Raw genomic sequence first — 14202 nt, 5'->3', positions numbered from 1 at the left:
TTATGATTAATGCAATTATTATAGATGATGAAAAGAGAGCTCGATTAAATCTGTCGATTTTGCTCAAGGAATATTGTCCTGAAATAAATATTATAGCTGAATGTGAGAACTTGCCTGAAGGTGTAAAGTCTATTCGGAAAAACAAACCTGATTTAATTTTTTTAGATATAGAAATGCCTGGACATAGTGGTCTTGAATTATTGGATTTTTTTGATGAAAATGAAATAAATTTTAAAATTATTTTTACTACAGCCTATCAAGAATATGCTATACAAGCTTTTAAATTTTCGGCCATAGATTATCTTCTTAAACCCATAAATCCAAAAGAATTGGTAGATGCTACAACTCGTTTTTCTAAAGAGAAAGAAAAAATTAATAACTATCAAATTCTGAAAGAAAACTTAAAAGAAGATACTTTTAGAAAAATTGCGGTTCCATCGGGTAATAGTCTAGTTTTTATTGAAATTAATGATATTTTATTTATAAAAGGAGAAGGTGCTTATTCCGAAATATCTTTTACCAATAATGATAAATTACTTGTAAGCCGAAACCTCAAAAACTTTGAAGACATTATTTGTGAGCAAAAAAATTTTATTCGTATTCACAAATCATTTATTCTAAACACGAATTATATAAAATCATATAACAAATCAGACGGTGGAAGTATTGAGATTCAAAATGGTTTACATTTACCTATTGCCGCAGATAAAATACAAACCATTTTAAGAGCTATAGAAATTATCAAACGTTAGTATAAAGAAAACCCATTTTTTTAAGATCATTCCAAAAATCAGGATATGATTTACTCACTACCTCAGCATTTTCTATTGTAATAGGTACTTGAAGTGCAAGCGGGGCAAAAGCCATTGCCATTCTGTGATCTTGATAAGTTTTTATGGTGATATTTTGATTAATAAACATAGAAGGTTTTAAATGTAACGATTCGGCAGTAACCATTACTTCAGCTCCTAGTTTAGTTAACTCTAATTTCAAGGCTTCTAAACGGTCTGTTTCTTTAATCTTTAGAGTATGTAAACCATGTAAATCACATCCTATTCTAAGTCCCAAACAAGTTACTGCAATTGTTTGGGCTATATCTGGGCAAGTATTCAGGTTATAAGTTATAAATTCTGAATGAAGTGTTCTTTTTTTTAATATTATTGTATTGCTTTTAAAAATAGTTTCGACACCAAAATACTGATAAATTTCTGCTAGAACGGCATCTCCTTGTAAGCTATTTTTTTTGTAACTACAAAGTGTTAATTGTGTACCTAATTCCGAAAGTGCTACAATAGAATACCAATAAGATGCAGAACTCCAATCAGACTCAACTGTAAATTTTGGATTTTGGATTTCGGATTTCGGATTGACTTTAATATTATTTTCTTCAAAAGATGTTTGAACTCCCATTTCGTTTAACAATGATAAAGTCATTTGTATATACGGAATAGAAGTAATCTGTCCTTCTAACGTTAGCTCTAATCCTTTCTCTAATGTTGGAGCAATTAAGAGCAATGCAGATATATACTGACTGCTTACATGAGCGGGCAATATTACTTTATTTTGGGTTATTTTTTTTCCTTTAATTTTAATAGGCGGAAAACCTTCGCTTTCTAAATATGAAATTTCAACATCTAGTTGTTGTAACGCTTCTACTAAAATTTTAATAGGTCGCTCTTTCATACGAGAAGACCCCGTTAGTATTATTTCTTTTCCTTCTTGAATGGCAAAAAAGGCAGTTAAAAAACGCATAGCTGTTCCAGCATGATGCACGTCTACCACTCCCTCAAAAGAACCGTTTAAAGCTTTTTGCATTACGTCCGAATCGTCTGAATTAGAAATATTTTCTACTGCAATATTTGGATACAGAGCTTGTAATAGTAATAACCTATTGGTTTCTGATTTGCTACCTGTTATTTTAATGGGCTGTTGTTCATTATTTACAACTGATTTTTGAAGTTTTATTTCCACTGTTCAAATCTTTATTCTTAGTATTCAGATGGTAAAATGTAGATCTATTATCTTTCTTGTATAACTTTCTTAACAGTTCTTCTTGATTCGAAAATCTTTGTGTACATATAAGCTATAAAGTATTAGAACAAATTAAAGCTTATACTATTTCAATTTTTCGTTATTATGGTGACGATCGTGATCTCGTTTTGTTTTTAGATCCATTTTTTTATCAAAAGCGGTTTGCAAATCAACCCCTGTTTGGTTAGCTAAACATAAAACAACAAATACAACATCTGCTAATTCTTCACCTAAGTCTTTATTTTTATCACTTTCTTTTTCTGACTGCTCTCCATATCTACGCGCTATAATTCTGGCTACTTCTCCTACCTCTTCTGTAAGCTGAGCCATATTCGTTAATTCGTTAAAATAACGTACACCGTGATTTTTAATCCAATTATCTACTTCTTCCTGAGCGTTTTTTATATTCATAATTACATTTTTTAAGTTTTAAAGAAAAACATAACATGGTTTTAAGACAAGTATTTATTTTAATTATAAACATCTATAAAACCTTTTATTATTTCTTTTAATTTTTTATTAATTATTCTTTATTTTTTGTGTCTATTAGTATGGTTACAGGACCATCATTTACTAAGCTAACTTTCATATCTGCTCCGAATCTTCCTGTTTGAATTGGTTTTCCTAGATCCGTTTCAATTTGTTTAACGAATGATTCGTAGAGAGGAATGGCCACATCTGGTTTGGAAGCTTTTATATAACTAGGTCTATTTCCCTTTTTGGTTTGAGCATATAATGTAAATTGGCTTACTACAATTATTTCTCCATTAATGTCTTTAATAGAACAATTCATAATACCTTCCTCATCATCAAAAATTCGGAGGTTTACAATTTTTGAACTTAACCAGATGGAGTCTTCTTGATTATCTAAATCTTGAATTCCAACTAATATTAAAAGTCCTTGCTTAATTTTTGCAACAATTTCGTTTTCTATGGTTACAGAGGCTTCTGAAACACGCTGAATTACAACTTTCATGTATGTTTTAAATAAAATATCGTTTACAGATTCTTTATTTCCTAACAAATGTACTATCAACTGTATTGTTTATTAATAATTCTTTCGGTTAAAAAAAATATTTACTTGTATTTTGATAGATTCTATTATTTGTAAGGCATACCCCTAAAGGGGAGTATTTATTATCTAGTATAATTCCTCATTATTTTTATAAATATCATTTCTATATGTTTCATCATCTCCCTCTAATATTTGCAAATATGAATTATATCTTGACCAAGCTATTTCATCAGCATCTAAAGCTTCTTTTACAGCACAATGGGGTTCTTCTTTATGCAAACAATTATTAAATTTACACTGCTCTTTTAGAGCAAAAAATTCAGGGAAGTAATCTCCTATTTCTTGTTTTTCCATGTCTACTACCCCAAAGCCTCGAATACCAGGTGTATCTATAATTTTAGCTCCAAACTCTAAATCAAACATTTCAGCAAAAGTAGTGGTATGTTGTCCCTGTTGATGTTGCTCCGAAATTTCTTTTGTTTTTAGATTTAATGTAGGTTCTAAAGCATTTACTAACGTTGATTTACCTACTCCTGAATGTCCTGAAAACATAGAAACTCTATCTTTCATTAATACTTTTAAATCTTCTATTCCTTTATTTTGTTTAGCAGAAACGCGTAAGCATTGATAGCCAATATTAGCATATATATATTGAAGATACAATTGATCATCAAGGGTTTTATCATCATAGGTATCTATCTTATTAAATACCAAAACGGCTTCAATTCCATAAGCTTCTGCTGTTACTAGAAACCGATCAATAAAACTGGTTGTTGTTACGGGATTATTAATGGTAACTAATAAAAATACGACATCTATATTGGATGCAATAATATGGGTTTGCTTAGAAAGATTTACAGACTTACGAACAATATAATTTTTTCTATCATGAATCTTTGTTATAACTCCAACCGTTTGATCAGCAGAGGTATCTAATTCATAATCTACAATATCTCCTACTGCTATAGGATTGGTACTTTTAATTCCTTTTATCCGAAATTTCCCTTTTATACGGCATTCTAAAAATTGATTTTCTCCGGTTTTTACCGTATACCAACTTCCAGTAGATTTATAAACAATTCCTGTCATTTAGATTAACGATTGAGGATTAATGATTTTAGATTTAAAAACGGATACAAATGTAGGCAAATCAAAAATCAAAAATCATGAATCCTTATTGTAATATGTTAAGATTTATACACTTTCTCTTGATGGGCAATACTTTCTTGGTGAATTGATTTGAATATTTTTAATACAAATTCTTCACTTAGTCCTTTTTCTTCTCCTTCTGAAATTATTTTTTCAAGAATTTCATTCCAACGATTGTTTTGTAATATGGCTACATTTTTTTCTTTTTTAAGCAACCCTATTTGATCTACTATTTTCATGCGTTTACTTAAAATTTCTAATAATTTTTCATCAAAATCATCAATTTGCGCTCTAAACTTAGAAATACGTTTATGATAATCATCTGAATTTTCATCTATTTTACGAACTCTTAAATCAACAAACATCTGTTTTAAAGTTAGGGGTGTTACTTGTTGTGGTGCATCGCTCCATGCCTGATCAGGATTACAATGTGTTTCTATCATTAACCCGTCAAAATTCATATCAAGAGCTTGCTGTGAAACATCTTGAATCATATCTCGTTTTCCTGTAATATGAGATGGATCACAAATAATAACTAATTCTGGAAATTTGTTTTGTAAATCAATTGCTATTTGCCACTCTGGATTATTACGGTATTTCGTTTTTTCATAAGTAGAAAAACCTCTATGAATAACGCCTATTTTTTTTATACCTGCTTGATATAATCTTTCTAAACCACCTATCCAAAGTGATAAATCTGGATTAACTGGGTTTTTAAGCAACACCATTTTATCTGTATTTTGTAGTGCATCTGCTATTTCTTGAACCGCAAACGGGTTAACGGTTGTACGAGCTCCTATCCAAAGAAGGTCTACATCATATTCTAATGCTAATTTTACATGTTGAGCAGTTGCTACTTCAGTTGCAATCAGCATTCCAGTTTCTTCTTTAGCTCTTTTTAACCATTTTAACCCTATTTCTCCTACTCCTTCAAACCCTCCTGGCCTAGTGCGAGGTTTCCATATACCTGCTCTAAAAATACTTACATCACTATTTTTTAATTGGTGAGCTACAGCCAAAACCTGTTCTTCTGTTTCAGCACTGCAAGGGCCTGCAATTACAAGGGGATGATTTAATTTTAGATCATCTAACCATTTTCTATTTTCTTTTTTTATTTCCATTATACGTTCATTAAAATTAAATCATGATTATATGTGTTTTCATTCAAAGGCATGTATCCTGATTCATACTCTCCCAAAAGTTTAAAATGTGTTGTCATTAATTCTAAAATATTTTTGGCTTTTTCAAAATCATTGTATTTTTCAAAAACCACATCTACAAAAAAAGAATACTGAAAGGGTTTTTCTATAATTGGCATTGATTGAATTTTTGTTAAATTTAATTTACAATTGTTCATCACATTCAAAACAGTTGCTAAACCTCCTGGTGTATTGTCTAATTCAAATTTAACAGAAGCTTTATTTACCTTATCTTTTTTTATATCGGTTTTAATTTTTCTTAAAATCATAAAACGAGTAATACTACTTTCCACTGATTGTATTTCTTTAGCTAAAATTTCTAATCCATATACTTCAGAGGCTATTGGTCCCGCTAAAGCAGCTATTCCTTTTAGTTTTTCTTCACTTATTCTTTTTGCTGCAATAGCTGTATCTGAGCTTTCAATCACTTTAATATGTTTATTCTTTTCTAAAAATTTAGCACATTGTAATAAAGCAATAGGATGTGAATGTACCTCTTTTATATCTTCTATTTTTTGACCAGAAAGTGTCATTAGATTAAGACTTATTTTTAAAAAGTACTCACCTAACACGTTTAGTTGATTTTCATCTATCAAAGCATAATTAGGAATTAAACTCCCTGCTATTGAATTTTCTATAGCCATCACGCCATAATCTACCATTCCTTTTTTTAGTCGTTTTGTTACTTCTTTAAAAGTTTTACACTCAACTATTTCAATATTTTCTCCAAAATAATTCTGCGCAACTTGTTGGTGAAACGATCCTCTTATACCTTGAATAGCGACTGTAACTTTCATATCTTTTGATAAAAATTTAATAAAAAAAATCCCGAAGTTTCTACTTCGGGATTGTATAGTATTGTAAATCTAAACTTATTCAGTTAACACCATAACAATCCCTCTCCTTTCCAAAAGAAGTAATAAAAAGAATTGTTGTATAATGTTACCAAATGGTTCATACGTTTTTTTTTGCGTTTGGCTAAATTAGTATTTTTTTTTAAAACAGAAAACTATTTGAGTGTTTTTAAGTGTTTTTCTTATTTTTGCTGTAAATACTTAGATTTATGTCTATAGAGGTTCAAAATATTTCTAAAAATTATGGTGCTCAAAAAGCCTTAGATACTGTTTCATTTAAAGTAAACAAGGGCGAAATTGTTGGTTTTTTAGGTCCTAATGGTGCTGGAAAATCTACTTTAATGAAGATCTTAACCACTTATATATGCGCTGACGAAGGTTCTGCAAAAGTAAACGGGTTTAATGTAGATACTCAATCATTTGATGTTCAAAAATCCGTGGGCTATTTACCGGAACACAATCCGTTATATTTAGATCTTTATGTTCGTGAGTACTTAGGTTTTAATGCTAACATATATAATGTAAGTGGTTCTCGTGTAGAGGAGGTAATTAATCTTACTGGATTAAAACCTGAAAGTCATAAAAAAATCAGTCAACTTTCTAAAGGATATAGACAACGTGTAGGGCTGGCAACTGCTTTATTACACAATCCAGAAGTCCTTATTTTAGATGAGCCAACAACAGGATTAGATCCTAATCAAATCATTGAAATTCGTGATTTAATTAAAAATATTGGAAAAGACAAAACAGTTTTTCTATCTACTCATATCATGCAAGAAGTGGAAGCTATTTGTGATCGTGTTATTATTATTAATCATGGAAAAATTGTGGCAGACAACCAAATTGACCGTTTAATAACCGAAACAAATGAACAAGTAATAGAAGTTGAGTTTGATAAAGAAATCCAAGAAACGCTACTTCTTCAAATACCTAATATTAGTTCTTATACTAAAAATGATAATCATTGGGTATTAACTTTTCATTCTGAGCAAGATATGCGACCGGTTCTTTTTGATTTTGCTCAAATTAATGGATTAAAAACATTACAACTTTCCCAAAAAAATAAAAATTTAGAAAGCATTTTCAGAGAAAAAACAAAGTAATTTCAAAAAAGGCTGTCCTAAAAGTAATAAATCAACATTATGTGATTTCTCCCTTTGGTCGAATGACAAGATTGTGAACTTTTTGGACAGTCTCCTTTTTTAAATTTCTTTATTCGCTAGTTGGCCGCATGCTGCATCTATATCTTTTCCTCTACTCCTACGCACTTTTACCACTACATCAACCATTTCTAGAGCTTTTATATATTGATTAATAGATTGTTCTGAAGCTTGTTGAAAGACACCGTCATCTATTGGGTTATATTCTATTAAATTAACTTTGCAAGGAACGTATTTGCAAAATTTAACTAAGGCTTCTATTGATTGCTTGTCGTCATTAATCCCTTTCCAAACAACATATTCATAAGTTACTTTACTCTTTGTCTTTTTATACCAATATTCTAGAGCTTCTCTCAAATCAGTTAAAGGAAAATTTTTAGTAAAAGGCATGATTTTATTTCTGATTTCTTCAACAGCGGAATGTAAAGAAACAGCTAATTTAAATTTTACTTGATCATCAGCCATCTTTTTTATCATTTTAGAAATTCCTGATGTAGAAACCGTAATACGTTTAGGGGACATACCTAACCCTTCTGGAGATGTTATTTTATCAATTGCTTTCATGACATTAGGATAGTTCATTAAAGGTTCTCCCATTCCCATAAAAACAATATTTGATAACGGACGATTATAATACAAACGACTTTCCGAGTCTATAGCGGCTACTTGATCATAAATTTCACCAGGTTCTAAGTTGCGCATTCTCTTTAAACGAGCTGTTGCACAAAAATTACAATCTAAGCTACATCCTACTTGACTAGAAACACAAGCTGTTGTCCGGGTTTCTGTAGGAATTAATACTGATTCGACCACTAATCCGTCATGCAAACGAACTGCATTTTTTACAGTTCCATCCTCACTCCTTTGCATTTGATCTACCTCTATATGCTGAATTATAAAGTTTTGTTCTAACATTTCTCGAGTAGCTTTCGAAAGGCTTGTCATATCTTCAAATTTGTGTGCTTTTTTTTGCCACAACCATTCATAAACTTGATTCCCTCTAAACGCTTTATCGCCATTAGAAACAAAAAAAGTTCTTAGTTCTTCTTTACTTAATGCTCTTATATCTCTTTTTTCTGTTTGCATAAGGCAAAGATAATAATTCTTATTTTTTTCAAATATTAAATCTTCATAGAGTATTTACAAAGTTTTTAGCTGTTTTTTTATATGCAAGCATAATATTTTTTTTTCTTATATTTGGTCAAATTTACAATTATGGCAAAGACTACATTAACAGAATTATTAGATATAAAATACCCTATTATAATGGCTCCTATGTTTTTAGTTTCTAATACATCAATGATAATAGAAGGTATGAAAGCAGGAGTTGCGGGCTGTATACCTGCCTTAAACTATCGTACACTTGAAGAACTTAGAGCAGCTATACAAGAACTAAAAGCGGCTAAAGTAAAAGGGGGAAGTTTTGGTTTTAACCTAATCGTAAACAAATCAAACATAAAATACAAAGAACAACTTAGAGTTCTTTGCGAAGAAAAGGTAGATTTTATCATTACTTCTTTAGGCAGCCCTGAAGAAACTATACAGGAAGCTCATAAAGCAGGTGTTAAGGTTTTTTGTGATGTTACAGATCTTAAATTTGCTAAAAAAGTAGAAAGTTTAAAAGCAGATGCCATTATAGCTGTAAACAATCAGGCTGGTGGACACAGAGGTGACATAGATCCTGACAAGCTAATTAAATTATTAGATGAAAATACTTCTTTACCTGTAATTTCTGCTGGTGGAGTAGGATGTAAAAAAGATTTAGATAAAATGCTTGGTTATGGTGCTATTGGTGTTTCAATAGGGAGTCTTTTCATTCCTTCTACCGAAGCGGGAGTATCACAAGAATACAAACAAGCTTGTGTGGATTATGGAGCAAAAGATATTGTAATGACTGAAAAAATTTCAGGAACACCTTGTACCGTTATCAACACTCCTTATGTACAAAAAATAGGCACTAAACTAAATTGGTTAGAACGATTTCTAAACACCAATAAACGTTTAAAAAAATGGGCTAAATTAATTCGTTTTATGATTGGAAATAATGCTGTAACAAAAGCAGCTACTCAGGCTACCTATAAAACTGTATGGGTTGCAGGTCCCACTATAGAGTATGCAAAATCTATTCAGCCTGTACAAAAAATTATAGACGACCTAGTTAAATAAGATCTGGCAGGTGTCTAAAAAGTAGTTACTTAATATTAAACTTTTAGGACATCTGCTTTTATAATACTTCGTATTTTATTTACTTTTTTGACAATTAAAAAAATTATGCATTTCATTTCAGAAGATTTAGAAAATTATATAGCTAATCACAGCGAAAATGAACCTGAATTATTAGCTCGTTTAAATAAAGAAACTCATCAAAAGATATTACAACCACGTATGTTAAGTGGTCATTTCCAAGGACGTGTCTTAAGTATGTTATCCAAACTAATTAGACCTAATACTGTTCTTGAAATAGGCACTTATACTGGCTATGCTTCTTTATGCTTGGCAGAAGGACTTAACAAAAATGGCACCCTTGACACCATAGACAACAACGAAGAATTATATGATTTTCAAAAAAAATATTTTGATCAATCTGTTTGGGCTAACCAAATACAGCAGCATTTAGGCAATGCCTTAGAAATCATTCCTACTTTAAACAAGACATTTGATTTGGTTTTTATAGATGCTGACAAAGAAAATTACATCAACTATTTTCATCTCATTATTCCTATGATGAATCCAGGAGGTATTATTTTATCCGATAATGTCTTATGGAGTGGTAAGGTACTTGACGAAGTAAAAACTAATGATAAAAGCACCCAAATCCTCTTAAAATACAATCAGCTCCTAAAAGATGATCCTAGAGTAGAAACCGTTTTACTTCCAATAAGAGACGGACTAACTGTGAGCAGAGTTTTATAAACTACTGCTCATTTTTATTCTTAATGTACGGTATAACCCGTTACAACATATTCCTAGAATAATTCCTACTATATAACCCGTTAAAATATCTCCTGGATAATGTAATCCTAAATAGATACGACTATAAGCAAAAACCAGTGGAAAGAAGAAAAGTAAATACGCATATTTATAATTTTCTTTAAGTATTAAATACACAAAAACGGTAGTTGCCATAGAATTAGCGGCATGCCCAGAAAAGAAACTGAAAGTCTCACTACTTTTTACTATCCGTATAATCCCTCTTAATTCAGGTGTACTGCAAGGACGTAAACGTTGAAATGTTTCTTTTACTAAATTAGTAAATTGATCTGTTACAGCAACTAGTAAAGCAATGTTTATTATAATGAATAGAAAAGGTTTCCATCCACCTACTTTTTTGTACACTAAATATAAAATAAAAATAAAAAAAGGAGTCCAATGAAATTGTTTAGTAATAAACAACCAAAAACCATCAAATGGCTGAGATCCTAGACTGTTTAAAAAAATAAAAAGTTGTTTATCTAATTCTATTACGTGCTCTAACATTACATTTGACGTTTTATGGGACCTGTTAAATCTTCAAATTTTTCTTTTACTTCATTTATTTCTTTCGTAATATCCAAGGGATCTTGAACAGGAGCTTCTTTCATTATACGCTCTTGAACATTTTGTTTTATATTTTCTACTTCTTTCGAAAAATCAGTAGTCATTTGCGTAATTTCTTTTCCAGTAGTACTGTTTTGAATTTCTGATTTGAGGTCATTTGTTGCATTCTTCAACTGTGCCATTCCTTTACCTAGAGTACGTGCTATATCTGGTATTTTATCTGCTCCAAAGAGCATTAAAGCAATAAAGATGATAAATATCAATTCGCCTCCGCCAATTCCGAACATAAGATTATTTTTTTACTTTTCACAAAGGTAAATAGAAATTAAAACAATATACGTTAAAAGAAATAAAAAAACTTGTCATTCTGTACTATACACAAAAATGACAAGTTTAGGACGAATACACCTTTTTTAATCAAATTTAGATTTAATTTCTTCTTTAGGCCAACTATTATTAGATACATCTATATCTGCTGTTTCTTCTTTAGGATCTACTTTTATTTTTTTAATAATTTTTTGAGTCGCAAAAATACGCGAAACTTCCTTTTCATTTTTCAACCAAATTTGTGCTGGAAATCTATGATTTTCCATTGTTCCATCTTCATAGGTAATTTCAACTAACAATGGCATTACTAAACCTCCTGGTTTATCAAAAGTTACTTGATAAAAATACTTAGGCGTTACTAATTTCGCTTTTTCTTCAGTTGTAAAATTTGCATTAACAAAATCTTCTAGGGCTTTAATTTCTTTTGTTTCAAAAGGTTTATTCATTTCTGATTTAAAATCTCGACTTGCTTTTTCAACCATGTATACCTTAGGTCCTGAAGCTCTAAAACGATTTCTTCGTGTTACTTCTTGCACTTTAAATCCTACTGGTTCATCATTCGTTACAAAAAACTGTTTGACTTCTTTTATTCCTATATCAGTATAATCTGTTGTATAAAACCATCCTCGCCAAAACCAATCTAAATCAACCCCTGAAGCATCTTCCATTGTTCTAAAAAAATCTTCTGGTGTAGGATGTTTAAACTTCCAACGATTTGCATAGGTCTTAAACGCATAATCAAAAAGTTCGCGTCCCATAATGGTTTCCCTTAAAATATTCAACCCTGTTGCTGGTTTTCCATAAGCATTATTACCAAATTGTTTTATTACTTCTGAATTAGACATAATGGGTTCTATTCCATTTTGATCACCACTCATATAGGGAACAATCATTTTAGCTGGACCACGATCTGTTGGAAAATTAGGATCCCATTCAATTTCTGCTAAATATTCTAAAAATGTATTCAACCCTTCGTCCATCCATGTCCATTGACGTTCATCTGAATTGACAATCATAGGAAAAAAATTGTGTCCTACTTCATGAATTATAACGCCCATCATACCGTATTTTAGATGATCTGAGTAGTTTCCTTTTTCATCTGGTCTTCCAAAATTCCAACAAATCATAGGATATTCCATTCCTTGATCTTGCGCGTTAACTGAAACGGCTTTAGGATAAGGATAATCAAATGTTTTAGCTGAATAACTTTTTAGGGTATGTGCTACGATTTTAGTAGAATATTTTTCCCATAAAGGATTTCCTTCCTTAGGATAGATAGAAGTTGCCATTACTTTTTTGTCTCCTAGCTGAACCGCCATAGCATCAAGAATAAATTTTCGTGAAGTAGATATACCAAAATCACGTACATTTTCTGCTTTAAAACGCCATACTTTCTTTTTATCAGACCAAGATTTTTCTCTTTCTATTGCTTCTTCTTGTGTGGCTATAATCACAGGTTTATCAAACATTTTTTCTGCTTGTAGATAACGCTGTAACTGAGCAGGTGTTAAAACTTCTGCTTTGTTTTGTAAAGTACCTGTAGCTTCCATAATATGATCGGCTGGTACAGTTATATTTACCTCATAATCCCCAAAAGGCAGAGCAAATTCTCCTTGTCCCCAAAATTGCATATTTTGCCAACCTTCTACATCATTGTATACAGCCATACGAGGAAAGAATTGGGCTAGAACATACAGTCTATTCCCGTCGGGAAATTGCTCATAACCACTACGCCCTCCATCAACCATATAATCTGCTATATTGTACCACCATTTTATGGTAAAGACAAATTTTTGTCCTTTTACTAAAGGGGTTTTTAGGTTAATACGCATCATGGTTTCGTTTACAGTATAAGAAATAGGCTGTCCAACAGCATCTTTTACGTATTCTATTTTAAAACCTCCATCAAATTTTTCTTCCATATAAGTACGCGAAAATGCCCTTGCGCTTATAGCTGGATCTAACTTTTCATTCCTTACTAAGGGTGCTTTAGAGGTTTTAGCAAATAAGTTTTGATCTAATTGCAACCATAAATAATCTAATGATTCTTTTGCATTATTTGTGTAAGTAATAGTTTCTGTTCCGTACAAACGTGCTTTTTTATCATCTAATTCAATATCCATTTTATAATCTGCACGCTGCTGATAATATTCAGGTCCTGGAGCTCCTGATGCGGTACGATACATATTAGGAGTAGCCATCAAATCATACATTTGACGAAACTTACTTTGATCGGTATGGGTTTCGGATTTAGACTTACTCTGTGATTCTTGAGCCATTCCTAAAAAAGTAGAAAATAACACAACTACTAGAGACGTTAGTTTTTTCATCTATACTATTACAAATTTGTTCGTACTTTAATTTTTAATTGTAAAAAATTAAAAGCTAAAATAAATTCTTTTTTTATTTTTTTTTAAATTTTTATCAATACTTTAACATTCCATTCATATTATTACCTGAAAACAAAAAGCTATTTTTAACTCCTTTATTATTTACATGAATAATATTTTGCTGTTCATCATTAAGCTCTAATAAGGCATTATTTTGTATTTCAAGGCTTTTAAATTTTGATATATTTTCTATTTTATAATACCCAATTAACACATTTGCTTCTATTTCTTTTTGCACAAACTGAAAAGGTTTTAATTTTCCATTTATTTTAATTTTAAATGTTTCTTCTAAATATTTCTTCATTAGCTCTACGTCTTTATCCGTTTCTTCTTTTTCTCCTAATGCGGTTTTCACATGGTATTTAGATGATAATGCTTGATTTAAATCATCTATAAAAATTCGACTTGTTATCTGAAGTCTTTTTTTTTCGGGTATGTAATGAATTTGATATATAGATACATAAAATTTATGAACTATAAAGGAACTTAAAAGCAAAAAAGTTATCAAAACGAATGTTATTTTCTTGATCATTTTATAAA

General features: G+C 30.7%; 15 protein-coding genes. 4 read left to right on the top strand and 11 right to left on the bottom strand.

The features are described 5' to 3' along the window. The first annotated feature begins 2 nt into the window (after positions 1 to 2). Positions 3 to 752, top strand: coding sequence for a LytR/AlgR family response regulator transcription factor (locus AWN65_RS02220; protein ID WP_060381676.1), 750 nt, complete (start codon positions 3 to 5; stop codon positions 750 to 752). Here AWN65_RS02220 and AWN65_RS02215 read toward each other — a convergent pair. From AWN65_RS02215 to AWN65_RS02190, 6 genes are all read right to left on the bottom strand, one after another. Beyond that, positions 742 to 1971, bottom strand: a complete 1230-nt coding sequence (locus AWN65_RS02215; RefSeq protein WP_060381675.1) for a 3-phosphoshikimate 1-carboxyvinyltransferase — start codon at positions 1969 to 1971, stop codon at positions 742 to 744. The two genes, AWN65_RS02220 and AWN65_RS02215, sit on opposite strands and share 11 nt — an antisense overlap. 144 nt (positions 1972 to 2115) lie before the next feature. Continuing rightward, a complete protein-coding gene (locus tag AWN65_RS02210) occupies positions 2116 to 2442 on the bottom strand; it encodes a nucleotide pyrophosphohydrolase (protein WP_060381674.1) in 327 nt (108 codons plus the stop codon). A gap of 112 nt (positions 2443 to 2554) precedes the next feature. Further along, complete coding sequence (gene dtd, locus AWN65_RS02205) at positions 2555 to 3007, bottom strand: D-aminoacyl-tRNA deacylase (RefSeq protein WP_060383799.1); 453 nt, start codon at positions 3005 to 3007, stop codon at positions 2555 to 2557. A 165-nt stretch (positions 3008 to 3172) separates the two neighbouring features. Further along, complete coding sequence (rsgA, locus tag AWN65_RS02200; protein ID WP_060381673.1) at positions 3173 to 4135, bottom strand: ribosome small subunit-dependent GTPase A; 963 nt, start codon at positions 4133 to 4135, stop codon at positions 3173 to 3175. 98 nt (positions 4136 to 4233) lie between these two features. Further along, positions 4234 to 5316: a bifunctional 3-deoxy-7-phosphoheptulonate synthase/chorismate mutase type II gene (locus tag AWN65_RS02195; protein WP_060381672.1), complete on the bottom strand. Its 1083-nt coding sequence runs from the start codon at positions 5314 to 5316 to the stop codon at positions 4234 to 4236. Further along, positions 5316 to 6191 (bottom strand): prephenate dehydratase, encoded by an 876-nt coding sequence (locus tag AWN65_RS02190; protein ID WP_060381671.1) that lies wholly within the window; start codon positions 6189 to 6191, stop codon positions 5316 to 5318. Before AWN65_RS02190 ends, AWN65_RS02195 begins: the two co-directional genes overlap by 1 nt. Positions 6192 to 6457: 266 nt before the next feature. Between AWN65_RS02190 and gldA the strand changes: the two genes are divergently transcribed. Then, positions 6458 to 7351 (top strand): gliding motility-associated ABC transporter ATP-binding subunit GldA, encoded by an 894-nt coding sequence (gene gldA, locus AWN65_RS02185; protein ID WP_060381670.1) that lies wholly within the window; start codon positions 6458 to 6460, stop codon positions 7349 to 7351. Positions 7352 to 7450: 99 nt separating this feature from the next. Here gldA and rlmN read toward each other — a convergent pair whose 3' ends face one another. Continuing rightward, complete coding sequence (rlmN, locus tag AWN65_RS02180) at positions 7451 to 8494, bottom strand: 23S rRNA (adenine(2503)-C(2))-methyltransferase RlmN (RefSeq protein ID WP_060381669.1); 1044 nt, start codon at positions 8492 to 8494, stop codon at positions 7451 to 7453. A gap of 129 nt (positions 8495 to 8623) precedes the next feature. Here rlmN and AWN65_RS02175 point away from each other — a divergent pair, with 129 nt between their 5' ends. After that, the gene (locus AWN65_RS02175; RefSeq protein ID WP_060381668.1) at positions 8624 to 9574 is read left to right on the top strand and encodes an NAD(P)H-dependent flavin oxidoreductase; all 951 of its coding nucleotides are present in this window, start codon (positions 8624 to 8626) and stop codon (positions 9572 to 9574) included. A 105-nt stretch (positions 9575 to 9679) separates the two neighbouring features. After that, positions 9680 to 10321 (top strand): O-methyltransferase, encoded by a 642-nt coding sequence (locus AWN65_RS02170; protein ID WP_060381667.1) that lies wholly within the window; start codon positions 9680 to 9682, stop codon positions 10319 to 10321. Here the strand turns inward: AWN65_RS02170 and AWN65_RS02165 are convergent. From AWN65_RS02165 to AWN65_RS02150, 4 genes are all read right to left on the bottom strand, one after another. Further along, positions 10316 to 10885: a phosphatase PAP2 family protein gene (locus AWN65_RS02165; protein ID WP_060381666.1), complete on the bottom strand. Its 570-nt coding sequence runs from the start codon at positions 10883 to 10885 to the stop codon at positions 10316 to 10318. The genes AWN65_RS02170 and AWN65_RS02165 overlap by 6 nt on opposite strands. After that, complete coding sequence (locus tag AWN65_RS02160) at positions 10885 to 11232, bottom strand: Sec-independent protein translocase subunit TatA/TatB (protein ID WP_060381665.1); 348 nt, start codon at positions 11230 to 11232, stop codon at positions 10885 to 10887. Before AWN65_RS02160 ends, AWN65_RS02165 begins: the two co-directional genes overlap by 1 nt. Before the next feature lie 126 nt (positions 11233 to 11358). Continuing rightward, the gene (locus tag AWN65_RS02155) at positions 11359 to 13602 is read right to left on the bottom strand and encodes a M1 family metallopeptidase (RefSeq protein ID WP_060381664.1); all 2244 of its coding nucleotides are present in this window, start codon (positions 13600 to 13602) and stop codon (positions 11359 to 11361) included. A gap of 94 nt (positions 13603 to 13696) precedes the next feature. After that, the gene (locus AWN65_RS02150) at positions 13697 to 14194 is read right to left on the bottom strand and encodes a DUF6702 family protein (protein WP_060381663.1); all 498 of its coding nucleotides are present in this window, start codon (positions 14192 to 14194) and stop codon (positions 13697 to 13699) included. Positions 14195 to 14202 lie beyond the last annotated feature (8 nt).

The sequence above is a fragment of the Flavobacterium covae genome (assembly GCF_001534645.1).
GTDB lineage: Bacteria > Bacteroidota > Bacteroidia > Flavobacteriales > Flavobacteriaceae > Flavobacterium > Flavobacterium covae.
Note: the sequence above shows the minus strand (reverse complement) of the source record. Positions and strands in the feature narration are given on the sequence as shown.